This window comes from Paenibacillus sp. M-152 (genome assembly GCF_003856555.1).
GTDB lineage: Bacteria > Bacillota > Bacilli > Paenibacillales > Paenibacillaceae > Paenibacillus > Paenibacillus polymyxa_C.
The window spans coordinates 3,268,201-3,293,485 of sequence record NZ_CP034141.1; the positions used below are offsets into that span (position 1 = coordinate 3,268,201).

The window sequence follows — 25,285 nt, forward strand, 5'->3', positions numbered from 1 at the left end:
CCTCTTCCAAGGCTGCCGTTGAAATAAAATTCTACAAGAGTTTAGAACTGAAATTGCAGAAACCAACCTCAGTGTCATCTTCAAAACGCAATTGATCAAAATTATGAAGTCGACAAAATATATTAGGTAAATCTCTAATATTAAGAGTCAACATTTTGGCTTGTATATACTTTTGATAAAGTTCTTCTTGTGTGCATATAGGACTTGTGAACAAGCTAGAACCCCCTTGCTACTATATTTGCTTATGGTATCCTCTACTTTTCCATTAATTTATTGAATATCTCTCTATCTTTGGAAGTAAAGTCGGAAATCCGTTTCTTTTGCTCGTACGTGTTGGTACTTGAATCCAATTTAATGAAGCCATTTTCACCAACCACGTATACGATATTTTCTTCTATTTTATATGACAGAACGTTATCAATCACTGTATTTGGGGCTTCAATTTGATGAGTGTATAGTATTGGAGGCTCACCCGCTCCTCCCCCCCTGTAAATCTGAAAAGTCCCATCTCCAAAAAACTCTAGCGTATCTTTTCCATAAGGGTACTTCCTCATTGTGTCATCTCCAGAATTTGCCAAAAAAATTATAGTAGTAGTTATAACTAGTAGAAAGATCAAGATGTAGATGTGTCTGCGTTTCATCTGCACTTCACACCTCACTTCCAAGCTTTTTTTGTATCAGTTACTGTAACATAAGATGTATACTCATTGAGTGTTCCCCATGATTCCATTAAATTTGTTAGATTGGCCGCAGCCCAACCGAGTTTGTTGTCCCCAGTAAACATTTGTTTAAAATTATATTCAAAATTATATTTATCATAATATATTGTAGTAATTTCCCATTGTCCTTTTACATATGTTCCATCTATTTTGTATTTCATTTTGTGAAAAGCGTTATATAAATCTTTGTCACTTTCTAATCCCTTAGAACCATTATATGAAAAACTTTTAACTTTATTAGCGTTAGCTTTTTTGACTTCTTCATTAACTATTGCGATGTGCTCTTTAGATTTTTTAATTTGCTGTGCCTCATACGACCACTCGTTAAAGTGTAAATTTCCTGGTTTGTAGTCAAGTGAATGTTGAAGTAAATTGGCTGTGATGTCCCCGTACTTCTTTCGAGCTATAGGAACAGCTACTAATGCAAATGCTTTACGATCAGGATAATGTATTACAGTATCTGTTGAATCTTTTACCTTCTCTACGCCTCGCACCCAAGTCTTTCTAGTTCTACCATAGGATTTTCAAACGGAAAAGTATTATTTCCTGCATACAATAGCATATTCTTACTGTATGCACCTTCCAATACTTTTTTCGAGGCATCAGAATGATCCTGTTCTCTTGTTTCCTTAGGTTCTACCTGAGGACTGTACTGAATTTTTCCCAATTGATCTTCTTTTTGTTTTAAAACAAGTTCAAACTCAAGAATCTCTTTACTAGTATCAATCTGTTCTTGATACTTATCTACATAAGCGTGTGTAAATGTAATATCTCGGATTGTATTTTCATTTTTAACGATTTGGATATTACATTTGCGATAGTAATCCTCACTATCAGGTTTATATTCTGTGGTTGCCCATGTATACAGCATGTTGGAATTATCCGCATTGTCTACAACTGAAGGAAGCGAATGAAGCGGAATTTTACTTTGAATATGTAGTGAATGAGCCAAGTTTGGAGACTTAGCTGAAAGTTTTATGGAACTATTATTCTTATAAGTAAAGCCAATGATCTCACCATTTACAAACTCGATTGGTTCACCACCGGATTTGCGTTCTATTCTTAATGAAATGCTCATTGAAATAATCTCCTCTGTTAATTCAATCTAGTTTTGTAGGAAAAATTTGTTAAAAAACTAATTTCCAAATATTAATATATACGAAAAATATTAAATAGTAAACATATTTTCAACGTGCTAAAGGACGTAAAAAAAGCCCCGGTTTGGTCATACCCCTGTCAAGTAGACAGAACTAAAAAGACATCTTTAAGCAGCAACCGTTTCTCGGTATTCAATCGGGGAACGGTTGTTTAATTTTTTCTGAAATCTATTTTCATTATAAAAAGAAATGTACTCCCGTACGTGTTGTTCTACCTCCGCTAGGGTTCCGGGTTTCGTTAAATAAATCTTCTCTGTTTTAAGATGGGAGAAGAAGGATTCTATACAGGCATTGTCTAGGCAATTTCCACGCCTTGAATGGCTCCCAAGCATGCCAAGCCGCTTAAGTTTGCGGTTAAACGGCTTGGAGGTATACTGAAAACCCTGGTCTGAATGGAGAATGACACCCTCCATGTTCACGTTCTTACTTAGAACGTCTAGCGTCTCGCTAACTAGAGCAAGATCATTTCGTTCCGAAAGACGCCAAGCCACGATTTCATTGTTAAACAGATCTTGAATGACAGAGAGATATACAAACCGCTCTCCAGCTCGTATGTATGTAATATCGGTAACCAGCTTGGATAAAGGAGAATCTGCCTGAAATTGTCGATCTAATCGGTTGGCATTTACCACAGATGCCTGTTTGCCAAAAAAGCGCCGCTTCTTTCGAATGACGGAACGGATCCCTAATTTCTTCATTAGGCGGTACACCTTTTTGTGATTGACCAAGATACCTTCTCTACGTAAAGCAACGGTCATCCGCAGATAACCAAAATAGGGATGGATCCGGTGGATCGACAACATATGCGATTCCAGAAGCTCTTCTTCTTGCTTACGCTGCTGGGTTGTTTGCTGATTCTTTCTCCATTTATAATATCCTGCCCGAGAAACATGGGCTAATTCAAGTAACCATTTCAACGAATATCGTGTTCGCATTCCCTCAATAATTTCAAACCTCGCTTCTTTCCTCGTCACTCCTTGTGTAGATTTGGATACTGCTTTTTTAAATATTCAATCTCCGCCCGTAGATACGCCATCTCCTCTTCCATACTGGAAAATTTCGTTTTGGGTCGTCCCTGCCTTGTGGTCGTTGGCTGGAGGTTCTCCCCCGCTCGATGTTTCATCACCCAGCTTTGCACTTGGGATTTATTACGAATGTCCAATTGTTTCGTCACTTCACGAATACTCATATGTTCTTCGTTCACCAACCGGACTGCCTCCATCTTTACATCTAAGGAGTATTGCCGGAATGATTGTCCCTTTTTAGCCATGAAAAATCCCCTCCGTTCAACAAGATTAAGTCCATCTTAACAGATGTCTTTTCTCTCTTGTCTACTAGAAGGGGATAATACCAGTTACCTATGGCCTTTTATGTACTGCAGAATAATATCCTCCAACTTAACCCAGCTAAAATCACCTTCACCGTGTGGCAACCGTACGTGAGTTGTAGGAATTTATTAGCGCTTGCTTGATTAGCTGCACTTTCTGATCATCCAATTCTGGCTTCCCGCGCCGTTAACTGTCGTTCATGAGTTTTAGATACGCTTCCTTATATTCCGGTATGATGCGGCTGCTTTCCCCTAATCCATTACCTTCGAGTCTTATTGACATGACATGTATGCAGCCTCCTGATGTGTTATGGACGAATTATATTCTGAGTACAGAAAAATAAACTTCAGATCATTGGAGGTTTAATACCGTATAATGACTATTTCCAAACGAGAAATGTAATGATCTTTTGGCACCATCCCAGCCCTCTATGATTACAATATAGAGCGTATCCGTCTTCGCTCAGCAGAATAATGTAGAGTATTGGTGGTAGCGTTCGATATCAGGTAACAAAGCATTCAACTTCTTTGTTACCCGGCGTTTCTGTATACTATACAGATCAAAACAATGAACACAAAAGCGGACACAACTATTATGCAACAATTACGGAATAGACGTTGCCAAAGTTACACTAAACTTTTGCAGAAGTTTACGATGGCGCACGTGAAGCCATGGAAAGATTATGGGGGCGATATTCCTGAGCCAGTAGGATAAATCAAGAACAGCAGTAAATTTAATGTGTGTATTCCTAAAAGCCTACGTCGTCCATTGCCAAAAGGGGCTACCGAAAATTCTCCCTTGAACTAGCATTGCCTTTACAAATTGAGCAAATGAGGGATTTACAATAAAGTTCGTCCCCCCTCCCTATTACCCCAGTCTAAACAAACGCATCGCAGTTCGTGCCAACCTTCAAACGGCAAGTCATTCACCGCATTGGTGCCAAGATGCCAAAGGCTAAGAACAGCTGCGAGTTCCCAAAAAACAGTTATCAATAAAGCGTACAATCACAGCACGTTGATACATTTAAACTAATTAGGAAATTATCCAAGTAGGAGGAAATAACCATGGCATTTGAAGGTTATGGAAAAGACAAGCGAGAACATTGGTTTGACTGGCCATTCCCCTTGTCGGTATCAATACTGTATGTGGATGCGGATGTAGATGAAACAGAAACGAAATGGTACCTCATTGACGAACAAGAAAAACACTTGATCCGAATTAGGGATGAAAAGCAAATTGAACTCCTTCATCACTGCATGTATGGAGTCTTGTTAAATGACGAGAAGATCAACTGGATTATTGATAAAAATGGCGGTAGATTTACCTATCACGATAGTGTGCAAGATTTTATCAATTTCCAGAAAGAATACCTTGATACACTATAAGTGGCGTGAACAGTTAAAAGCTCTACCGACCAATTAAGGTTAGCAGAGCTTTTAAATTTATTTAGAATATTCACTTACTTCAAATGTTAGGATACGATCATACAGCATGTAGTCCTTACGGCTACTGAACGGGCCTTTATTATTATCGTGCTTATTAATGGCGTACGAAGCCGATCCAGAACCAGCCTGTTTGCCTTCGTACCAGGAGATAAAGTCATTTACCTCTTTCATGCTTAGATCGAATTCTTTCTCTAGACCAGTTGTCATGGTGACTACCAGAATTGCGCGGTTTCCTGTTGGTTGCTCAGGATCAGTTTGACCGCCTCCACCTTGGGGAGCTGCTGAAGCTTCATTGGAGTATTCTGAATCCACACCATTTACTTTAGCACTCACAACAAAGTAGTATTTTGTTCCGTTGGTCAGATCTGGAATGATGAAGTTTCCATAGGCATCTTTTGTTGCTGTTGCGGTTTCAGTATATTTGCCGGATTCTGTTCCGTATTTTACTGTATAGCTTTCTGCATTCTCGATTTGATCCCATTTTAAAGTAACTTTACTGTCGCCTGCAGAAGCATCTAAATTGAATGGAGCATTGATAGGTAATAATTCTCCGTCTTCTGCTATATCTATAGCATCAACTTCAAATTCCTTACCTGCTTGATTATTTGTCAATTTAACAATATGCTTACCTTTGTCTAAATTTAGTTTTTCAAACAAAATAACTCGATGTTTTACTGGTGAGCCATACGCTGAATAATTCATTATTTTCACACCGTCAATGTTCACTTCAATGTTATTAGATTGTAAAGTCCAGACTGGAGCTAGAACTCTAAGCTTTTCGCCAGTGAAAGCAAATGAAATTGTCGCGCCTTTGTCTTTACTATAATAATATCCCTCTTTATATGCTTGGTCTGGCTCATCGGATGGTACGAAAGCAAACACTCCATTTTCTCTCAAGATTGTCTTATAAGTATCATCAAATCTCTTCCAACCTACTTCTGGTTCTGTAAGCCTGTCCCCAACAGACGCAGCATAAATATTTGAATTTAATAGACTGACCGTTACAAGTAAAAAAGCCCCGAATAATACTCCTATTTTTTTGATAAATCGTATTTTCACTATTATTTCCCCCTAGTAATTTAATGAACAGATACTAAGGTAATATATTCCTCAAAACATGTCTAAACATAAACTTGCTGATTTATAAATATAATCTAAATATTTGCATATTTATTTTTTATTGGGTATGAAACAGGTCTTACACCAGTTCCCCAGCTGAATCCTTTACCTCTACTCTAAATTCAAACTAGTCAAAAAAAAAAAAAGCGCTGCCGACCAATTAAGGTTAGCAGAGCTATCTATTATATATCGCAAATAAGACTGCCATTTATCAATTCTCATAACAACTAAATTTTATGGTACTTAGTAACTATGTACACAGATATACAGATTATATATAATTATTTTTGTAGTTAAATTATAGAAAGAAGGGATTTAATTTGAAAAAATTAATGAGTTTTGGTATCGCCGCATCATTGCTTCTGTCACTAAGCCCTGCTGCTTTTGCGCAGGATTCAATTTCAGCAAATCAAACTGATAATGGTTTCATTAAAGTGGTTGAAAATACTGAGAATCAGGACGGGCATGTTATTACTCCTTTTGATGTTCAATTGATTAATCCAATACATCACACTGGAAAAGGAGCATTTGAGAAAACCTTCACCATGATCCCTGAGAATGGGGAAGACGCCAATGTGTTCGTTAAAAATAATGGAAGTTCAACAATTTATGTAGAGATTAAGAAATTAGGTTCTAGCACCTCTATAGACACTTCAGTTTCACCTGGTAGTCAAAAGACCTTGCAAATTTATTCTCAAAGTAAAAATTCATATAGTGTATACATTTACACCCAGGACGGTTCCCAAATGGACCTCAATATAAGCGCAAGACAATTCTAATTAATGTACAGAAATTACTAAGTGGCTTCATATACATCCGACTCACATAAAAAAGAAAAGGACTCTATCGGCTAAATTGAACTGTGACCCGTAAGATGGACACCCGAGCGCTATCAGATAATCAACCTTACGATCCGACAATATAGCCTAAAGCGCATGACACGCTACCTGTGCAAACTGTCTCACATCAGTGCAAGCGGCTATTATCGCTGACTTCATGCCGAGGAGAGACGCCAGTTGCAAGCTCGCGCAGATGAACATGACTTAGCGCTCATCAAGATGCATTTTGATGCCCTACATGGCAAAGCAGGAGCATTGGTAATTAAAATGAGGCTTGAACGGGAAAATGGTGTTATTATGAACCACTAAAAGATCCGACGGATCATGCGAACGTACAAACTTGTCGCCACGATTCGGCAAGCTAATCCATACCGTAAAATGGCCAAGGCGACTCAGGAACACCAGACATGCCCCAACCTGCTAAACGTCAGTTTGACCAAGGGGAACCAGAAAAAGTATTGCTCACAGATATCACCTATTTGCACTATGGTCACGGGCAGTGTGCCTACTTGTCTTGTGTGAAGGATGGGGCAACCAAGCAGATACTTGCTCACTATCTGTCATCTTCTCTGGAGCTCGTCTTGATGAAGCGGACGCTGCAGTTGTTAATTGAACGGTTCGATGGGAATGTTCGTCCTGAGGCCATCTTGCACTCTGACCAAGACATGCACTATACCCACCCCAAAATTCGCCTTCTGGTCCGTAAAGCAGGCTTCAGGCAGTCTATGTATCGGAAGGGAAATTGTTGGGACAATGCCTCTATGGAAACATTCTTCGGTCATATGAAGGGTGATCTGGAATACAAATCGTGCGCAACCATTCAAGAATTACGGGCATGCATCGATAACTACATTGCTTACTACAACTCAGGCCGCTACCAATGGGCGTTAAAAAAGATGATTCCTGACGAATTCAGAAGCCATCTATTGGCTGCCTAAGCGGGCTTTATTCAAAGTGTCCTCAATTGGGGTCACAGTGGTTACATACCAGCAGAGTCCTTTTTTACATCTACGCTAAATTCAAATTGATCAACGAAAAAAGCTCTCCCACCAACTAAGGGGATTAATTCACTTACTTGCTTGAACAGTTAACCTTTCTCATCAAATGGCCAGAAGGACAAGTTGTATTCCTAGGGAATTTAGAGGTTTCCAGGCTGTGAATCAGCCACTCCCCATGTTTCTCCGTCAACTTTATAATCGCTGCCTCTCCACTGAAGTATGTAGTCTCCAGAACGCAAACCGTCGCTAAAACCTTGGTCAGTAGATTTCCAAGTCACTGTATCATGAGGAGCGATTACTAATGCTTCAATATATAGTTTGTTCGAACCGCTGTGAGTTAAACTTACTCTTACTGGATGATCAGAGTGATTCTTCATACAAAGTTTAACATGACCCCATCCTTTAGGAACACTAAAGGCTTCTTTTACAGTTGCGCTTCCGCCCGATCTTTGAGAAATTATGTTGTTTCCACTAGTTTTACTGGGTGAAGCTGAAGCTGCACCTATCGTAGTTGCTATAGATAAAGATAAAATCAAGAACAGAAATATTCTTTTCTTCATCATTTCCCCCTCCTATTTTTTGATATAGTCTACCTTTAAGGGACACCGTCTACAATCTGGTAGGTTCTTTCACTTCTACTCTAAATTCAAACTACTTACGAGAGAAGTAAGATCCGTTAATCTTGATCGACTCTGGTGTAATCTTCTCCATTACGCCACCGTAATCCACAATATCTATCAAATCCCCACCCAACGGCTGTACTACATATACTCTTACTGTCTTAATGCAGCTTGTAAATAGTTCTATATCCGACTTTAACATTTTATATGTATGGTTCATGCTGATCACCTCAGATAGTTATTCTGCCGTATGTGTGGTAATTCCTGCACTAAAGAAAGCCCTACCAACCATAAGTTTGGCAGAGCTTTAGCTTTTAAAATCCTCCAATGGTAACGTTAGGCTGAATACTATGGTGGTGGTTAAAGGCTTGATCCGGCACAGTAACAATCAACAAAAAGCTAGCCGCAATGATTAGAAGCACCATTTTTTTGAACATTGTTTTCCCACACCCTTTCAATAAGATTGAAATACTCAGCTTTAGTTTCAGGAACCGCATGGGCTTGAAAACGAACAAATAACCCCATACAGTTTATAAAGTAAGTTTCATTATTTATTATATGTGACTTTACCATTGCATTCATCAAATATTTAAAGCCATCAATGTACTTCCCTCGATGTAAATAATAAAAACCTAACTCGTAACCAAACCACGCGATATAATCCGGTATCACTTGTCGGGTATACATATCATCTGATGATGGTTGTTGCGAAAAAGTCCCAATAAGAGTTTCAAATCGTTTAAGTATATCGTCTACATCTATGCTATATTGGTTTGCGGCAATTAAAACATTAAGCAGTTTTGATATCTTTTCATTTTCGTTAGTGTCTGATGTCGCTACAATATATTCAACATAATCATGCAGCACATTTATATCTCCATATAAAAGCTTATATACGTAAGTATTACCTTCTGCCCACTGACTGAACAAGTTCATCCAGTACTTAGTATCCTCGTCGTCCTCTTTAACCCAGTCTAAATCCGCATAGGTGTATGTATATTGTAAAGCTTGCTGATAATCGCCTCGGGCTTCACAAACACTGGCACACAACAGGTCAGCATAAGCAATGTATCCAAATAACGGTCCTCTTGTTTTCTTTTCTGGCGTTCCAACTTTGTGTTTCTCGTTATGGACAAACGAATATTGGATTTCAGCTTTAGCTCTCATTTGCCTTGCCATTTCGTCTACCTTGTCCCATTTACGCAAAGACCTGTACACGTTAGCTAAATCCTTCAATGCATCAAGTTGATCTATTTCATCTAGGCGTTCGACAAAAGCCTCAAAAACGGCTGCTACCCTAACATTTCGGCTTTGATCGTCTCCGATTTGAATGGTGAATATACGGTATTGGCAGACTGCCAAACGTTCAGAATGTTGATATCTCTCCGCTTCAGCCACACCTGCATAGAGCAGTAGTGCAGCCTCATGTCGTCCCTGCGCCAACAATCTTTCTGCAATTTCAAATAGCTTGGGTGAATACAGCAGATTATCCATGATGGCTCCCACCACTCGACGGATTGCATCCAACTTGTCCAACTCCGCACAGCGAAACAAAAACGGCTCGATTCGTCTCATATTGGGAGGATGGTCGATGATGAAGTTTTCTATAAACAGATCGTAAAACTCCCCTTCTGGTAAACCCATAGCCTCAGTGATTAAGTCAAGCTGGTTAACAGACATTGACTTATTACCTGTCACAATAGCACTTATTGTTCCCCTATTCATGCCTGCAAGTTGTCCAAATTGCGCTAAGCTCAAACCCTTTTGTTCTAGATAGGAAATATGCATTTTCGAATATTAAAATTTTTTCCATTTTGTTAATATAAAAGTACATTTTATTCCTTTTTATGTGCTTTGATTGGTCATTAGTACAAATTATACCATTCGAAAGGACGGTTTTTGATGAAGTTTAAAAACACATTAATCATTCTTACAGGTCTATTGGCTCTTACGGCAGTAGCTCCGCTGGCTGCTTCCGCCACACCATATATGGGGGTTGAATTACCAAAGGGGCGTGGAGGTATAGTTATCCAGTCAACTGGTCAAGAAGTACATGAGGTTCTTGGCGGGACAAGTCCGACGATGGAGTTTACTGTCAAAAAAGGTTATGGACATGTAAAGATTAAAGTGAAGAATACAGGAAGCAACACAATTTCGTGGAGCTTGCAGGGTAACGGGAGAGAATACCTTAATAAAACTGTTGGCAAAGGTGATACATTAACGTGGACTAGTCTTAATTCATACTCTAACGGGATGCCATCAGGGGAATACGTAATTCAATTCCGAGCTGGCGGTAACAAAGTTGAAGGCGAAGCTTGGGGTACTACTGGCCAGTACCCATCAGACATTAACTAACTAACCTCAAGCAGGGGAGTATCTTGGAGTTATATCCGAGACACTTTATGAATACAATGTTGCCATACTTAGTGTCTAGCAAAAGCCCAGCTACACGATTATCCTTTGGACTTAATTTCCCCCAACTGAATGCCTCCCTCTAATACAAAAAAAATACCCCACCAGCACAGCTAGCAGGGTCAGTGCACGTTTTTTGGAGTTGTACTGAGTGAAGTGAAAAAAGTGTGTGTGGTCCTTCAGCCTTTTCTTCACATAATTAAATCCAAAGTGATTTAGTGATGATAACCAACAAGATAAAGAGCACTAATATTGCTCCTGTAGAAGTCCACATACCACCAACTGGAGCTGGAGTTGTGTTGTCACATCCACTCATAGCTTTAACCTCCTTTACTTGTTGTACACCTTAATATATGTATCAATTCGTATAGTGACAGGGTATGCAGGTAAACAAAACAAAGGCTCACACCAGATAAACCGGCAGAGCCTAAAAACTTTTATAAAAGGGTTAGTGTTAAGATAACTACCAACAAAATAAAAAGTGCCAGGATAACAGTTATCGACATCCAAACTGTCCTGTCAGTATTCCCGCCACCTCTTTCAGCTCCACTCACACATAACGCCTCCCTTGTTTACTCCACAGGTTATGTGAGACATTGTTTAGGGAATGGACTTCTAGGTAAACAAAAAAAAACCACCAGCGTATGCCAGCAGGGTATCACCGATGCTTTCGGATTGCACAACGGTGCTTTCGTATGTGCTGTTACGATTATAGTACGGTTGGACTATTTTGTAAATAATTATTCCAACTTTCCCCAAAAAAGGTCAAATGATGTAGAATTATCAAGTGCGAATTACCTATGACATTTCTACTATGTGGGGGAGATGATCAATGGATATATCTGAAAGAGAATATCTTGCTGAGAGACTTGATGATCAGATTAATTGGTATGATAAAAAGAGTATAGAGTGTCAAAAATACTACAAACGGTGGAAAAGAGCGGAGATAGTTGCCGCTGCTCTGATTCCTGTTTTAACAAGCTTTTCCTCCGGATTAAGATGGATCGCCATTGTTATCGGCGCTCTAGGGGCATGTATAGCATTATTCGAAAGCATACTTAGTCTACACAAATCCCATGAAAATTGGATTGAATACAGGGGAATTTGCGAAACTCTGAGGCAAGAAAAGTATATGTATCTTACGAGAACAGGAATTTACAAGATCGCAGACGGGGCATTTAATTTGCTAGTAGAGCGTGTGGAAAGTGTTATTTCAAAAGAAAATGTCAATTGGGCTAATTTGCATGCAAATGAACAAAAAAAAGAAGAGCCATCAGCAGCAAGCGCCTGCTTCAAACGGCTCGTAAGTTTTCTGGAAGATATCAGGTTTACATGGATACTTTTCGCCGTTGATTCCAGTAATAACCCAATCTCCGGGCGAGGCTTTTAATGGACCTTCAAGCGTCTGAATAATTAACTCTTCATGAGTTTGGTAGGCTTCTACCACAACGGGCTTTTTTCTGAATTTATTCATACAATCTCACCTCTGCATTATATTATCATATGGAAAAGGAGCTTCATTTATATGGCATTATACAATATTTTCATCAGCCACGCTTGGAAATATACTGAACATTATGAGGATTATCAAGACCTAATTTTAAAAAAGATAGAAAATTTAAAGGGTTCTACATATTAGATATGACTAATATGTAGAACCCTTTCTTCTTTTACTAAAGCACCCGTTAGTACAATAAGTTCAATAAAAAAGACCATCAAAAATGATGGCCCTACTTCACAAACTATTACACAGTCATTAAAAAAACTAAGACATTAAAGCTAATAAAATCCTTCAACTTTAATTTTATTGTTCCATAACATTTCTAACAAATAATTGCTTGTTTTTATGAGCAATTGTACTTACTATCGCAAGTAATAGCCCCGAAATAACGAATACAATTCTAATTCCTAACAAATCTGCTAATACTCCCATAACAAGAGAGCCAACGCCAAAAATCCCAGTTCCGATAGCACCTAACGAGGTATAAACAGTTGATAACTGTTCTTTTGACACACTAGTTTGTATAACCGTTTGTTGAGGAATTTTTTTAATTTGTCCAAAAAGCTCTACACAGAGCGATAAAAGTAAGGAAATCATTGGAATGCTGTTTATGCTAAATAATATTGTGAATAAGAAACTTGCAAATGAACCGACAAAAATAAAGGTTCCTATTTTCTTTTCAACAAAAGAAGAAAATTTAATACAATAAGCACTTCCTAAAATCAGACCTAAAAAGTTAGCTCCATTGATAAATCCCCACCATTTTTCATCAACGTTCAAAGCCTCGTTGACAAACACATATAAAATAGCAGCTATCCAAACCGTTGCAGCAATTGTTTCCAAAAATTCTATCCAAGCAATCCTTCTTAATACTGGAGTGTTAGATAAAGTTTTCCAACCTTCTTTAATTTTTTCTAGTTTCCCTTTTTGCTCGGTTGTTTTATGGTTTACACTTTCTAAAAGGCAAAGTAATATGCTTGCAATTACAAATAAACATCCAACTAACCAAATAAGTTGTTGAGAACTCATAATAATTAGCAATGAACTTCCTACGAACCACATACCTGCTTGTATGGTCTGCGTAATTGTTTCTGCAATTCCATTAGCTTGAATTAGACATTCAGGTTTAACATAGTATGGAGTTAATGTCTGTCTTATTGGATTTGCACATCCGTCAAAAAAAGCAATCAATCCTATTATTAAAAAGATAAAATAATAATTAGCTGCTGTTAAACCAATTAACATAAACCCTAGAATAAAGAGTAAAATCGTCTTTACAATTTGTGACCCAGCAAGTAACCATTTAAGATTTAATTTCTCAACCAAAAGAGGAGTCAGCAGACTGGATATAAACATAGAAGAAGCAATCGTAAATGGAACAAACGATGCTGCAATTGCAGAACCTGTTAATACAAAAATTGTACTTATAACACCGACTATATATAATACATCGCCTATATTAGCGAGTGATTGACCCAAAAGTAATAAAGAAAAATTTTTATTCAATTTCATTATATATCCCCTATTATTTCATTCGAATTTGGCTTAATAGGGGTATATTAGATTGGACTATTCATTAAAATTTGACTCCTGTCATATATGGGACAAATCTGGGGATATAGATTTATCACAAATACAGCAGAAATGATCTCAGTTAAATCCTCAACAGGTCTGGTTAGATCCAGTTGTATGTCCAATGTGGATTTTATCTTTGCCATGGGTTTCGTCACCCCCTCAAGACGCAAAATAAGCCCCTGATTTATCAGAGGCTTTCATACTTATATCTTAAATTGGTTTTATTACTATAACGGTGCGGATTTTAAACAGAAATATTGCTCAGCAAAAATAAGGTTGTAGAGTGACTATACATCTTTAAGCTAACAGGAAGTAAAGTTCCAATTATGGTAATATGGAGGATGACCAAATCTTCTGTTTGAGTTAGGAGCGAGTTACCTATGGATCTACTCATAATTATTTTAGTGATCGGTTTTATAACCATAGTAAGTTATCTCAGGGCAATTCATATTTCTCTTCAACGAATTATAGAATATAAAGGTAAAGAAAATGACTAGCTATTTTCAAATATGCCCAGTTTCAATATTTTGTAATATATTGGCGTATAGCTACATTATAACTATTCGACTGTCTTAACTTAGGAGGTTCTAAAGAATGCCTTATCCAATGGTCCATTTTGCTATAGCTTTAGAACTTTGCTCGCGTACTCCATCTTCTAGTTTCTTAATTGGGAGTATTGCTCCAGATGCTGTCCATGTAAGGGGAGATGTGACAAGAAGCGAAAAGGGTATTACACATTTTGTTTGTGAAGATAGATTCCCTAGTAGTGAGGTACTTAAGGAAAGATGCCAGTATTATTTAAACCTTAATGTTGAGACTAACTGGACAGATTACATACTAGGGTATTTTGCCCATATCTATGCGGACATAAGATGGACGGAAACAGTCTATTCGAATTTTGAACGTGAGTATCAAGGAGAAAAAGATGAAATGAGAAAAATCTATAATATGGAAGCAAACCAAGTAGAATTTAATTTAATCAAAAGAGAAGAATGGGCAGAAGATGTTCTCAACAAGCTCTATGTAGGAAATGCCTATAGTATTGAACCATTGTTAACACAAATTGAAGTAAATCAGTACCGAGATATAAAACTACAATGGCTACGTAATAAGAACAATGAACCCCAGATAACCCCAATTTATTTAAAGGTAGATGTGGTTAAGAGTTTTGTTACAAAGACATCGCATGAACTTAACGACTTATATAAAGAATGGGGAATCGAGTCTCTATAAGTAAGACTTGTTTAAGCTATCGTGACACAGCAGTTTAATATCACACATCGTTGAGCAGGCACATAAGTCTGCTCTTTGGGTATTAGACACTAATTTGATTATTTTTAAAATGGAGTTGTTTATCATTTTAAAGCATTATAAGATGGTTTCAGACATCGATGTACTTTAAAAAGAAAGAGAAGAAAATATGAAGGCTGAAATTGAAAAAATACCGTCTTGTAGAATTGCATACATGAGACAGATTGGTCCGTATGGAATTGCAAATTCACAACTAATGGAGAAATTTAAATACTGGGTTGAATCGAATAAATTATTTAATAATAAGTCTATTATCCTCGGCATTGCCCAAAATAATCCTGCATTTGTGAAGCCGGAAAATTGTCGCTACGATGCATGTTTGGTTATTCCTGATGGTTACTGTGTTAATACTGATGAAGTAAGTCTAAGCAATATTAGTGGAGGAAGATACGCTGTTTTTAAGATAAATCATACAGCAGAAGCTGTTCAAAAGGCTTGGGGCGAAATATTTCTAGAGTTGAAAAACCAAAAGTTCAGATTAGATGAAACCAAACCTATCTTGGAGCGCTATACAATTGAACTTATTAATAATCATCGTTGCGAAATTTGCGTTCCGATTCAATAAACGTGTTAAGATACCTATTATTAAAGGTAGTCTAATACTAATCCCTCTCATAAAAGTAAAAGCCCTCTGTTTGGTATTATCCCCTTCTAGTAGACAAGAGAGAAAAGACATCTGTTAAGATGGACTTAATCTTGTTGAACGGAGGGGATTTTTCATGGCTAAAAAGGGACAATCATTCCGGCAATACTCCTTAGATGTAAAGATGGAGGCAGTCCGGTTGGTGAACGAAGAACATATGAGTATTCGTGAAGTGACGAAACAATTGGACATTCGTAATAAATCCCAAGTGCAAAGCTGGGTGATGAAACATCGAGCGGGGGAGAACCTCCAGCCAACGACCACAAGGCAGGGACGACCCAAAACGAAATTTTCCAGTATGGAAGAGGAGATGGCGTATCTACGGGCGGAGATTGAATATTAAAAAAGCAGTATCCAAATCTACACAAGGAGTGACGAGGAAAGAAGCGAGGTTTGAAATTATTGAGGGAATGCGAACACGATATTCGTTGAAATGGTTACTTGAATTAGCCCATGTTTCTCGGGCAGGATATTATAAATGGAGAAAGAATCAGCAAACAACCCAGCAGCGTAAGCAAGAAGAAGAGCTTCTGGAATCGCATATGTTGTCGATCCACCGGATCCATCCCTATTTTGGTTATCTGCGGATGACCGTTGCTTTACGTAGAGAAGGTATCTTGGTCAATCACAAAAAGGTGTACCGCCTAATGAAGAAATTAGGGATCCGTTCCGTCATTCGAAAGAAGCGGCGCTTTTTTGGCAAACAGGCATCTGTGGTAAATGCCAACCGATTAGATCGACAATTTCAGGCAGATTCTCCTTTATCCAAGCTGGTTACCGATATTACATACATACGAGCTGGAGAGCGGTTTGTATATCTCTCTGTCATTCAAGATCTGTTTAACAATGAAATCGTGGCTTGGCGTCTTTCGGAACGAAATGACCTTGCTCTAGTTAGCGAGACGCTAGACGTTCTAAGTAAGAACGTGAACATGGAGGGTGTCATTCTCCATTCAGACCAGGGTTTTCAGTATACCTCCAAGCCGTTTAACCGCAAACTTAAGCGGCTTGGCATGCTTGGGAGCCATTCAAGGCGTGGAAATTGCCTAGACAATGCCTGTATAGAATCCTTCTTCTCCCATCTTAAAACAGAGAAGATTTATTTAACGAAACCCGGAACCCTAGCGGAGGTAGAACAACACGTACGGGAGTACATTTCTTTTTATAATGAAAATAGATTTCAGAAAAAATTAAACAACCGTTCCCCGATTGAATACCGAGAAACGGTTGCTGCTTAAAGATGTCTTTTTAGTTCTGTCTACTTGACAGGGGTATGACCAGTTTAAGAGGGCTTTTTGTCACGGTGACGGTTTTTTCAATGCGCTCAATAAGTTTTTGATCGTCGCCTGCCGCACCTATTCTTCTATCGATGTCAGTCAATGACTTTTCAGATTTTGTAATATCATTATTAAGTATTTCGATCAATTCCTCCACAGTCCCAGAGTGCTTTACAATTAGTTCCTTGGACCAATTGGTATGTGGGTTATTCTTCAAAGCCATTGCTTGTGACTGCTCTTCAACAACCACATATGAAGAAGGGGTTCCTGTTGTAATTTCAATAGTTTTCCCCTTCACCGCTAGGTTCGTCCCCAAAGATTCTGAAATCGGGCGCAAAGGTACATACGCTGTACCATCGACGGCAAATAGCGTTTTCAAACAATGTTGTTCCATTTACGCTCACATTTTATTCCCCTAAAACCATCTTTCCAACTAGTGGAAATTTCTTGGTGATGGATCAAATGTAGCGTTCACAATTACATCATCGTACATATCACCTCTTAGTGAAGCAACATCGTTTCTCAACTCTCTGATTGTTTCCCCGAGATTTTCAATAAAATCTTCAACTCCGAGCTTAAGCCCACTTACAGTAGCTTCAGTAAAATTAACCTCATTTTGAAAATAAACCATATTATTCGTAGATTTAATATATCCCCCACCCATATTATCTACATGAAATGAATTCAAGTCCCCAAAAATACGCCTACCCTCTTTTGCTGTACAGAATAAGGCACCTGTAATAATACCGCCCTCTATCTCATTACCAATTAACTTACTGGCTCTAATAATCATCTTGGGCCCGTATCGCTGCTAATGCATTTCCTATCCTATATCCAAACCTTTAAGTATTTCTTTCCGGCGTGCTGGTTGCGAAGCAATGATAGCAGAAGATAGTTGAATAACAGTAATCAATCTAAGGAGCATGTCGACCTACGCGAGGCTTCATCCTAAATGAAACTAACGCAGCTTGTAGTTAAATTACTATTGTGATAAACTGGATGTAATTTAATGATGGGAGTTGAACGGATACATGTAGAACTTTCTTGCTTCGAGATCACGAAAAGAACGGACTCAGCGATTGGCTAGGGTCGTTTTATTTCGTCTCTGCAAGAAAGGTCTGCGTTTCGTTTGCGCTCCCTCTCCGGACAGTCATATGGCCCCCTTGTAATGGGGTCTTATTTCCTCGTATGGATTAGAGCCGCAAGAAAGCACCTTTCTTGCGGCTCTTTTTTATTTCCAAACGAAAGGATGATTGCCATGCCCGCCATTCAGGTAACCAATCTTACTTTTGCCTATCCAGGCAGCTATGACCCTATATTCGAAAATGTTCATTTTCAAATTGATACAGACTGGAAGTTGGGCTTTACAGGACGAAACGGTCGGGGTAAAACGACGTTCTTAAACCTGCTGCAGGGGAAGTACGAATACAGCGGTACGATCTCCACACCAGTCGCCTTTGATTATTTTCCGTTTCCCGTCGAACATCCGGAGTATTTGACTTTAGATGTCGTCGAAGAGATCGTGCCAAGCTATGAGAACTGGAAGCTGATGCGTGAACTGAACCTGCTTAAGGTTTCAGAAGACGTGTTGTACCGACCATTCGAATCGCTGTCCCAAGGAGAACAGACGAAGGTATTGCTGGCTGTGCTATTCATCCAAGACAATCGATTTCTGCTCATCGACGAGCCGACCAATCATCTCGATTTGCACGCACGCAAGCTTGTCGCCGATTATCTGAATACGAAGCGTGGTTTTATTCTTGTTTCACACGACCGTGCTTTTCTCGACCGCTGCGTGGATCATATTCTGTCGATCAACAAAACGAATATTGAAATCCAAAAAGGCAACTTCTCCAGCTGGTGGACGAACAAAACTCGCCAGGATACATTCGAAATAGCACAAAACGAAAAGCTGTACAAAGACATACAGCGTTTATCAGCTTCCGCTAAACGTACTAGTAGCTGGTCTTTCGAGACCGAAAAATCGAAAAACGGCACACGAAATTCCGGTTCCAAACTTGACAAGGGGTACGTCGGACATAAGGCAGCCAAAATGATGAAACGCTCAAAATCCATCGAACAGCGGCAACACACTGCTTTAGAGGAAAAATCGAAACTGCTCCGAAATATCGAACAGTCAGAAAGCCTTGCGATCTCTCAGCTCGTGTATCCCAAATCGGAATTGGCGATACTGGATCACGTTACGATTTACTACGGGGAAAGAGCAGTATGCAAGAACGTTAGTCTGACGATTGAACCAGGAGATCGGATTGCAATTTCAGGTCCAAATGGTTCAGGTAAGTCTAGCTTGCTTCACCTGCTTAACGCTGAGGAGCTGTACTATACAGGTACGTTTCAACGAGATCCGCAGCTTCGCGTTTCCTATGTATCCCAGAATACTTCTCATTTGCGAGGTACGCTTTCCGATTATGCAGCAGAGCACAGAATTGATGAAAGCTTATTCAAAGCCGTGTTGCGTAAGCTAGATTTCGCCCGCATCCAGTTTGAGAAGGATATATCAGCATTTAGCGGCGGGCAGAAGAAGAAAGTTCTGATCGCGAGAAGCCTATGTGAGGAGGCTCATCTGCATATTTGGGACGAACCGCTCAACTTTGTCGACGTGATTTCCCGGATGCAAATTGAGGATCTGCTGCTTGAATACACGCCCACCATTGTATTCGTAGAGCATGATCAGGAATTTCATGACCGGGTCGCCACGAAAACGATTGAACTCGGTGGGGATTAGAATTTTACAAAAGTGACTTGAATTAAGACGTGATTTCAATGGCAGAAACCTTGGCACAACAACTTTTATGAAAAGAGAAAAAATTGAACTAAAGGCACATGATAGTTCAAATCGAACATCGGCAGTCTAGGATTTTATTTTTTCGTCCATGGCTGCCGATGTTTTTATTGAAGACAGTTTAATAGTTATCTCAATAAGACTAAGAAGCTTATATTATTTTACAGTGGGTTTTGCTTCTTCTACTCTACTCTCACTGTCCATTATGGGAAATTCCGCTTCAAATGCTATTGCAAAACGGACAACAGGATCAATAAAATTTGATCAAGGAAGTATAAGCCAACTTGTTTTAGCTGTTTGTGACTTTTACCAGCAACCAAGATTACAATGTCGCCAAAGTAATATAAGTTTGGTAATCCCCCAATTGAAAGAAAAAATATTGAGTGAGTTGAATTTGTATTTGCTTAAGAGTGTAGAAAACTTATATACAGATATGGAGAAAGATTTATTCGTATCTATTTATGCGAACGTAATCCATGAGGCTGGTTATTTATGGGCTTCCGGTCATGCTCTCAATAGTAGCCTCTTCATCCATTTTGGATTCAGTTTGAATGAGCATAACTTCAGCGCCGTCAGTTCCGCGATATGATTTTCTAATAATCAGACCATACTTACCTTTTATAGCGGTTGTATTTAATGGTTTCAAGCTGTGCTCTTCAGCCGCTGCTGTTTATGCGAGTCTCCCTGCACTAGGTTGAGAATATGGATATCTTCTGCTTTCGCCTTAGCCGATATCTGTGATGGAGCTTCCGATTCGGCAGCATATGAATTATAAACAAATGCACCTATTACGAATGCGCCACCCAATGCTACAGCCACTAATTGTTGTTTCAACGCAAGTCCCTCCATGGTTTCTTCCAGCCTACTTAATTGCTTCTGGACTCAAATAGGAGGGATACCATCCCTACAAGGACTATGCTTTGTGTTATGCTCCTTTTTTTTATTATTGGCCCAATTAAGTAATGTTTGTTTCAACTGATTTGCCTTCTCTCCTACCCAATCTTTCGAATGAGACTTTCCTGTTTGTTCCTCAATGATAGATTCTACCTTTTCAAACTCGTTGTTCAGACAACTCTGCAGCACTCTAAGGGCAGTAGCTGAGAAGAGATTTCCGAACACCTTCTCAAACGCAGGAAATACCTGATCCAGTAAAGCTCTCGAGTTTAGCTTTGCCTGAACATACATCGAGGTTATAAACTCATGTTGTCTCGTCACATGCTGTAGCTCAGTGTACAACTCGTCCCATGTACGATGTGGCGTTACATCACCCCGATAGTACATGTCGGCCAAGTGCCATGCATCTGCAGCGTCGTTTTTTTACTTTTCGCAGTTGCGTGTTTCTCGCACGTTTAGATTGAAGTGGATTGATTATAAAATGCCTGTACTCCTTACGTATTAAATAGGAAACTAATCCTCGATGGTAATGGCCGGTTGCTTCCAAAATAATAACAGGCTCCCTGCCCGAGAGTACCTTCAATTCATCAAGTAATTCTCCCAATCGTTCAAAACCGCTCCCCTCGTGCGTAAAACTCTCCAATATTCCGTAAGGTTCATTTCTTCCTAGAAAAGCCTGAACGACGCTGGCTCCTTTAGCCACATCTAATCCTACAACCGGCTCCATAACACACTCCCTAATTTTAAAGTTGTCGTCACTCCCTCGATGGTCCAAACCCCATAGCTTCGCTTGTGATATGATACGAGATCCCTGTCTCAACCAGCTCAAACATGGTCATTGGGGGCAGTGAGAGAACTTTTTTCACGACGGGGCCCGCCCCAATAAAGCCCAAGTTCTCTCGGCTACCGCCATCATATGACGCCTAAGAAAAAAGGCCAACCAGAAATCTCTGGTTGACCTAATAATACGAAATAAAGGCCTAGCCTGTCGCTATTGCATTGAACTAACGTATCCCGTTAGTTCAATGGATTAATATACAACTAAAATCCAAACTCTGTTACTCTTTCAAGCCACTCACGCATAAGTGACTCAAATAATAGAGTCTGTTCAATCTGAAGATTATGGCCTGCTCGATCTAGAACGGCAAAGGTTGCTCTAGGATAATTGTCTAAAATTCTAAAAGCATCTATGTAACCAACAACTGCATCTTGTCTCCCAAGAGTAAATACTGTTGGTTTATCAAAAACTAATTCATCTATATTGGTGGAAAATCCATAATTTCTTTGAATCTTGCTAAGAAAATCGTAGTCAGCGATCTTACAACCTGCCATGATCTCTTCTGAATACCTTTTCCAATTATATTCATTGAGAACGACTTGATTTGCGCTAAAATCACTTACTTGCTCTTCACTTAAGGTGTCCATAAACTCGCGATCACTATGAACAACAAAATGCTCGGGAAGTATTCTTCTTTTGTGTTCAGGAATAATTAATGGGCAAATCAGTGCAGCCCCACCAATACGATCTTTATGTCTATTAATTATTCCTTTTGTAATATATCCACCGTATGATTCACCTGCTATGAGATAATCTTGGTTTGGGACAAGAGTTTCAATAAAATTTATAACTGCTTCTAGCATATCATCTGAATTACATATTTGATCGTAATCCTTTGTTTGTCCCATTCCAGGCAGGTCAAGATAGATACGACGCCAATTAGAATTATCTTCAAATATCGGTTCCATACACCCACTCATTAACCGATGGTCTGGTGTAAAACCATGGATCATTATAATTGGTTTGCCTTTACCAATTTCCTCGTAATATATATTGGCATTCTTGACTTTACAATATGGCATACAGACTCCTCCAAAATTGAGTTATTATTATAATATTCTTACACTAAAGAAGAATCTACATGTTTTATCAAGCAAACCAGATCTCCTTTCCGTTTCGTTTTGATTATATACTCATATATTATATATGTAAAGAACACTTGTTCTCGTTCTCGTTTCCGGAGTTAAACTAACCTGCCCGTTAGCGTAACAAACCTGCCATTGAATCCACGGCAGCCTCATGGTTTAGTTTATTGAGCTACCTTAACAAAGACCTCTTCTTTTGCTTCCCTTTTTACGGCTTCAATCAGTGTTTAGACAATCATTTTACATGTTTGAAATTTACAATTTTTCCCTCTAAGCCTTCCTCATCCTGGTCCCTTCCTCTTCCACCATGAGCTCCCTTCTAAAGGAAGTCTTTATGCATAGGTATACTCCGGTCCCAATCGTTCGATAACTCGATCTAACTGTCTGGTTAGATAAGGCGAAACGTCACCAATGCCAGACACTGCTTCTAACAAGGGAAAGGATTGCCCACCCCACGGGCCTTGTGGATCAAAGACTTGTCTACCGATTCGCAAGCCTTCTGTTTCCCTGAAGATGTTCAATCGTTCCAATCCTTCAATAAGCAGCCCGACCGGCAGCGTTTTGTTCCTACGTCGGGACCATTCTGCCAAGAAGGACATGCCACGTAATATATCATATTCAAAAAACCTCGGAAAACAAGGCTTCAGCCATTCCATATCGATGACACTTCTATTTTGTTTAGAACATACAAGACGATGCTCAATTAAATAACGTGCGCCTTCATCTAAGAAAACGACTTCCTGTTCAGTAAATTCACGGTCTGTATGCCATAAGATAGCTTCAAGCGGAGGAAGTGTCGAAACAATAGAGCTCTTTTTAGAATGAATATAAGCTTCAGGATCGCAGTTCAGTCCGCCATCAGGTAACTGATGCTTTAAGAGCCATTCGCGAATCCAAGGCAGTTCCTTGTCCAAATCACAGCCATACGCCATTAGAATCATATAGTATACGGCAAGTTCACAATGGCAGCAATCCATCTTCATCTTATCACATTCACTTGTTGGATGGTCATCGGGGAATATGATGAAGGTGGGCCAAACCTGAGTTTCGAGTAAATATTTTGCTCCAGTAATAGCAGACTCGGGAATTAGTTTCACCTCACCCATTTCATAAAGAGCAGCCATATGCCACCAAGCTCCATCCCATTTTCGACGGCTGCACTCGCCGTGAGTCATCCCCAAATGCGGAGTAGATTCAAGGAACTGTATAGATTCTTCGATTGCTAAACGAATATTTTGATTTGCTTCCATCTGGGTATCTCCTTTTTGATTACCTCTACTTCACACTTCAGTTAAGCAACGCCTCACCTCGTATACCCTTCCACTCTTAAAAAATTCGATATGTTATTAAACTATCCTGCCCGTTAGCTTAATGAGGCATCGTCAGAATATTACTTTATTTTTCAGTTTAGAACTTTATTTTCTTCTGACACCTATAATAAAGACCGCAAAGGCTTAAGCCCTTTGCTTCTGGCATTCTAAGTCCAATTTCTCCTTCTTGGTTTCGCCCCCGACCATAGTCGATCATCACAAAATCCAATGTTCGGTTGACAGACTTTTTGCTAAATTTTCTTTGACCTTGCGTCTTTTGTCAGCGAATGTTGTGGCTGATATACCATGAATACCTTTTTTATACTCTGCTCATATACTGTTGAGCTTTTAGATACAAAAGCTTTGCAGCAAGCCTTTCATGCACATCTCTAATGTTAGAGATTGCAAAACGGATATTGTTTGTAATGAGGAAATAGAACTTGTAATGAGCTGTTACTCTTTAGAGCTATCCACATCCAGAATGCCACCCAAGGGTGAGCCATCATCCAATCAGCTTATGGTCATGAGCGGCCACGCTCCACGGAATCGCTTATACTCTTCTGTTCTTTTAGGCTGTAATAGCTGAGCTCATGTTCAGGTTGCACACACTTTGACCTTTTATTGTCGTGGTAACCGTAGACCTTCAACAGACTTCTTGAGCCTGGCTATCTCGTTATCCTTTTGTTGCATAAGGGTTTCAACGGCGATTAAATCATCGTTCTAGCCCTTAGCCACCTGTTGAAATCTCTATACCCCCTTTCTATATCTAGCTGCTGTGGTGGGTCTGGATCAATCCTTCCACTATTGAATGGTTGTTGCTCCACATCTCATTTATATGTTTTTCCACACTCATCCGCCGTCTCGGCTCCATCCACTCTTTGCAGCATCAAATGGCATTTTACAGTCATATACAATTAAAAATCCCTTTCCGCATTACTGTAAGTACACTGTCCGAATGCGTACATGCCTCTTCTTTCATCCGTAGGAGTATTTTTAAAATCGAAATCAACATTTTCAGTGAGGAAGAAACCTCTACATCTGGCATCATTACAACGATGCTTCGACAGACATTGTATAAGGCTGTTTTCTCTTTCTTTACTCCCTATGAGCTAAAATATGATATATCCTTACTGCCCTCAACAATGAATATGTTCTGCATAAACTATCAAAAAGGAGATGAGAACATGACTAGATTGTTAGATGCTCGAACATCTCAAAACGCAAGTTACGGTAATACGATCTCAATTCCCTTGCCAGCCAATACTGCTGGTGCCATCGCGGAGCTTGGTTTAGATGTAACGGAATGCCCTTTACTCTGTGAGTGTCTCCGAAACAAACCCAAACGCTGTACAAGTCGTCACCATCAATGCTTCTGATTACAATATCCCTCTACCACCATCAAATGAATTGG

28 protein-coding genes and 2 pseudogenes are annotated in these 25,285 nt (G+C 39.3%); 11 read left to right on the forward strand and 19 right to left on the reverse strand.

The window, feature by feature from the left end; translation table 11 throughout:
* Positions 1–254: 254 nt before the first annotated feature.
* From EGM68_RS25890 to EGM68_RS26570, 5 genes and pseudogenes are all read right to left on the reverse strand, one after another.
* Positions 255–641 (reverse strand): hypothetical protein, encoded by a 387-nt coding sequence (locus tag EGM68_RS25890; protein ID WP_040103564.1) that lies wholly within the window; start codon positions 639–641, stop codon positions 255–257.
* A gap of 14 nt (positions 642–655) precedes the next feature.
* Positions 656–1,213 (reverse strand): hypothetical protein, encoded by a 558-nt coding sequence (locus EGM68_RS26160; RefSeq protein WP_240664044.1) that lies wholly within the window; start codon positions 1,211–1,213, stop codon positions 656–658.
* Positions 1,201–1,797 carry a hypothetical protein gene (locus tag EGM68_RS26165; RefSeq protein WP_240664046.1) on the reverse strand — a complete coding sequence of 199 codons (597 nt, stop codon included), beginning with the start codon at positions 1,795–1,797 and terminating at the stop codon, positions 1,201–1,203. The genes EGM68_RS26160 and EGM68_RS26165 overlap by 13 nt, the downstream gene beginning before the upstream one ends.
* A gap of 186 nt (positions 1,798–1,983) precedes the next feature.
* A protein-coding gene (locus EGM68_RS14190; protein ID WP_431191750.1) for an IS3 family transposase occupies positions 1,984–3,146 on the reverse strand; the annotation gives its coding sequence in 2 pieces (ribosomal slippage) (positions 1,984–2,882 and positions 2,882–3,146; 1,164 coding nt in all).
* Between the two features lie 84 nt (positions 3,147–3,230).
* A pseudogene (locus EGM68_RS26570) lies at positions 3,231–3,486 on the reverse strand (YolD-like family protein).
* Positions 3,487–4,268: 782 nt separating this feature from the next.
* Here EGM68_RS26570 and EGM68_RS14200 point away from each other — a divergent pair.
* Complete coding sequence (locus tag EGM68_RS14200) at positions 4,269–4,589, forward strand: hypothetical protein (RefSeq protein ID WP_129549454.1); 321 nt, start codon at positions 4,269–4,271, stop codon at positions 4,587–4,589.
* A 57-nt stretch (positions 4,590–4,646) separates the two neighbouring features.
* Here EGM68_RS14200 and EGM68_RS14205 read toward each other — a convergent pair whose 3' ends face one another.
* Positions 4,647–5,708: a fibronectin type III domain-containing protein gene (locus tag EGM68_RS14205; RefSeq protein ID WP_240664047.1), complete on the reverse strand. Its 1,062-nt coding sequence runs from the start codon at positions 5,706–5,708 to the stop codon at positions 4,647–4,649.
* Positions 5,709–6,088: 380 nt separating this feature from the next.
* On the opposite strand from EGM68_RS14205, the gene EGM68_RS14210 reads away from it, so the two are divergent.
* The 3 genes from EGM68_RS14210 (at position 6,089) to EGM68_RS14215 (ending at position 7,545) form a co-directional block, all read left to right on the forward strand.
* A complete protein-coding gene (locus tag EGM68_RS14210) occupies positions 6,089–6,547 on the forward strand; it encodes a hypothetical protein (protein ID WP_129549455.1) in 459 nt (152 codons plus the stop codon).
* Positions 6,548–6,784: 237 nt separating this feature from the next.
* Positions 6,785–6,916, forward strand: coding sequence for a hypothetical protein (locus tag EGM68_RS26395; RefSeq protein WP_276311643.1), 132 nt, complete (start codon positions 6,785–6,787; stop codon positions 6,914–6,916).
* Between the two features lie 98 nt (positions 6,917–7,014).
* Positions 7,015–7,545: an IS3 family transposase gene (locus tag EGM68_RS14215; RefSeq protein ID WP_129549456.1), complete on the forward strand. Its 531-nt coding sequence runs from the start codon at positions 7,015–7,017 to the stop codon at positions 7,543–7,545.
* A gap of 200 nt (positions 7,546–7,745) precedes the next feature.
* On the opposite strand, the gene EGM68_RS14220 is transcribed toward EGM68_RS14215, so the two are convergent.
* The 3 genes from EGM68_RS14220 to EGM68_RS14230 all read right to left on the reverse strand — a co-directional run bounded on the left by EGM68_RS14220 (position 7,746) and on the right by EGM68_RS14230 (position 10,013).
* Positions 7,746–8,168 (reverse strand): hypothetical protein, encoded by a 423-nt coding sequence (locus EGM68_RS14220; RefSeq protein WP_043885989.1) that lies wholly within the window; start codon positions 8,166–8,168, stop codon positions 7,746–7,748.
* Positions 8,169–8,256: 88 nt separating this feature from the next.
* The gene (locus EGM68_RS14225; protein ID WP_129549457.1) at positions 8,257–8,445 is read right to left on the reverse strand and encodes a hypothetical protein; all 189 of its coding nucleotides are present in this window, start codon (positions 8,443–8,445) and stop codon (positions 8,257–8,259) included.
* A 179-nt stretch (positions 8,446–8,624) separates the two neighbouring features.
* The gene (locus EGM68_RS14230; protein WP_129549458.1) at positions 8,625–10,013 is read right to left on the reverse strand and encodes a helix-turn-helix domain-containing protein; all 1,389 of its coding nucleotides are present in this window, start codon (positions 10,011–10,013) and stop codon (positions 8,625–8,627) included.
* Positions 10,014–10,127: 114 nt separating this feature from the next.
* On the opposite strand from EGM68_RS14230, the gene EGM68_RS14235 reads away from it, so the two are divergent.
* Positions 10,128–10,580, forward strand: coding sequence for a hypothetical protein (locus EGM68_RS14235; protein ID WP_129549459.1), 453 nt, complete (start codon positions 10,128–10,130; stop codon positions 10,578–10,580).
* A gap of 256 nt (positions 10,581–10,836) precedes the next feature.
* Here EGM68_RS14235 and EGM68_RS26170 read toward each other — a convergent pair whose 3' ends face one another.
* Positions 10,837–10,911 (reverse strand): YjcZ family sporulation protein, encoded by a 75-nt coding sequence (locus EGM68_RS26170; protein WP_233902336.1) that lies wholly within the window; start codon positions 10,909–10,911, stop codon positions 10,837–10,839.
* A 558-nt stretch (positions 10,912–11,469) separates the two neighbouring features.
* Here EGM68_RS26170 and EGM68_RS26175 point away from each other — a divergent pair.
* Positions 11,470–11,868, forward strand: a pseudogene (locus EGM68_RS26175) (DUF4231 domain-containing protein); the annotation flags it as partial.
* Between the two features lie 42 nt (positions 11,869–11,910).
* Here EGM68_RS26175 and EGM68_RS26180 read toward each other — a convergent pair.
* Together EGM68_RS26180 and EGM68_RS14255 are read right to left on the reverse strand one after the other, a co-directional pair.
* Complete coding sequence (locus EGM68_RS26180; RefSeq protein ID WP_129549461.1) at positions 11,911–12,111, reverse strand: hypothetical protein; 201 nt, start codon at positions 12,109–12,111, stop codon at positions 11,911–11,913.
* 330 nt (positions 12,112–12,441) lie between these two features.
* Positions 12,442–13,650 carry an MFS transporter gene (locus EGM68_RS14255; RefSeq protein WP_129549462.1) on the reverse strand — a complete coding sequence of 403 codons (1,209 nt, stop codon included), beginning with the start codon at positions 13,648–13,650 and terminating at the stop codon, positions 12,442–12,444.
* A 657-nt stretch (positions 13,651–14,307) separates the two neighbouring features.
* On the opposite strand from EGM68_RS14255, the gene EGM68_RS14260 reads away from it, so the two are divergent.
* The 3 genes from EGM68_RS14260 (at position 14,308) to EGM68_RS14270 (ending at position 16,905) form a co-directional block, all read left to right on the forward strand.
* Positions 14,308–14,946 (forward strand): zinc dependent phospholipase C family protein, encoded by a 639-nt coding sequence (locus tag EGM68_RS14260; protein WP_129549463.1) that lies wholly within the window; start codon positions 14,308–14,310, stop codon positions 14,944–14,946.
* 187 nt (positions 14,947–15,133) lie between these two features.
* Positions 15,134–15,589 carry an AraC family transcriptional regulator gene (locus EGM68_RS14265; protein WP_129549464.1) on the forward strand — a complete coding sequence of 152 codons (456 nt, stop codon included), beginning with the start codon at positions 15,134–15,136 and terminating at the stop codon, positions 15,587–15,589.
* 154 nt (positions 15,590–15,743) lie between these two features.
* Positions 15,744–16,905 (forward strand): IS3 family transposase gene (locus EGM68_RS14270; protein WP_129549465.1). Its coding sequence is split into 2 segments (ribosomal slippage): positions 15,744–16,009 and positions 16,008–16,905, totalling 1,164 coding nucleotides; the frame shifts between segments, so codons are not numbered across the junction.
* A gap of 10 nt (positions 16,906–16,915) precedes the next feature.
* On the opposite strand, the gene EGM68_RS14275 is transcribed toward EGM68_RS14270, so the two are convergent.
* On the reverse strand, positions 16,916–17,323 hold the full coding sequence (locus tag EGM68_RS14275; protein WP_129549466.1) for a stalk domain-containing protein: 408 nt from the start codon (positions 17,321–17,323) through the stop codon (positions 16,916–16,918).
* A 54-nt stretch (positions 17,324–17,377) separates the two neighbouring features.
* On the reverse strand, positions 17,378–17,737 hold the full coding sequence (locus tag EGM68_RS14280; RefSeq protein WP_129549467.1) for a hypothetical protein: 360 nt from the start codon (positions 17,735–17,737) through the stop codon (positions 17,378–17,380).
* A 465-nt stretch (positions 17,738–18,202) separates the two neighbouring features.
* Between EGM68_RS14280 and abc-f the strand changes: the two genes are divergently transcribed.
* Together abc-f and EGM68_RS26185 are read left to right on the forward strand one after the other, a co-directional pair.
* The gene (abc-f, locus tag EGM68_RS14285) at positions 18,203–19,690 is read left to right on the forward strand and encodes a ribosomal protection-like ABC-F family protein (RefSeq protein ID WP_040103550.1); all 1,488 of its coding nucleotides are present in this window, start codon (positions 18,203–18,205) and stop codon (positions 19,688–19,690) included.
* Between the two features lie 148 nt (positions 19,691–19,838).
* Positions 19,839–20,336 (forward strand): hypothetical protein, encoded by a 498-nt coding sequence (locus EGM68_RS26185; RefSeq protein WP_240664049.1) that lies wholly within the window; start codon positions 19,839–19,841, stop codon positions 20,334–20,336.
* A 53-nt stretch (positions 20,337–20,389) separates the two neighbouring features.
* Here the strand turns inward: EGM68_RS26185 and EGM68_RS25895 are convergent, their stop codons facing one another.
* The 5 genes from EGM68_RS25895 to EGM68_RS14315 all read right to left on the reverse strand — a co-directional run bounded on the left by EGM68_RS25895 (position 20,390) and on the right by EGM68_RS14315 (position 23,814).
* Positions 20,390–20,581 carry a hypothetical protein gene (locus EGM68_RS25895; protein ID WP_206099028.1) on the reverse strand — a complete coding sequence of 64 codons (192 nt, stop codon included), beginning with the start codon at positions 20,579–20,581 and terminating at the stop codon, positions 20,390–20,392.
* A gap of 48 nt (positions 20,582–20,629) precedes the next feature.
* On the reverse strand, positions 20,630–21,028 hold the full coding sequence (locus tag EGM68_RS26400; RefSeq protein WP_276311740.1) for a transposase: 399 nt from the start codon (positions 21,026–21,028) through the stop codon (positions 20,630–20,632).
* Positions 21,012–21,368, reverse strand: coding sequence for an IS110 family transposase (locus EGM68_RS26405; RefSeq protein ID WP_129549469.1), 357 nt, complete (start codon positions 21,366–21,368; stop codon positions 21,012–21,014). The genes EGM68_RS26400 and EGM68_RS26405 overlap by 17 nt, the downstream gene beginning before the upstream one ends.
* A 314-nt stretch (positions 21,369–21,682) precedes the next feature.
* Positions 21,683–22,501 carry an alpha/beta fold hydrolase gene (locus EGM68_RS14310; RefSeq protein ID WP_129549470.1) on the reverse strand — a complete coding sequence of 273 codons (819 nt, stop codon included), beginning with the start codon at positions 22,499–22,501 and terminating at the stop codon, positions 21,683–21,685.
* 395 nt (positions 22,502–22,896) lie between these two features.
* The gene (locus tag EGM68_RS14315; RefSeq protein ID WP_129549471.1) at positions 22,897–23,814 is read right to left on the reverse strand and encodes a prenyltransferase/squalene oxidase repeat-containing protein; all 918 of its coding nucleotides are present in this window, start codon (positions 23,812–23,814) and stop codon (positions 22,897–22,899) included.
* Between the last annotated feature and the right edge of the window lie 1,471 nt (positions 23,815–25,285).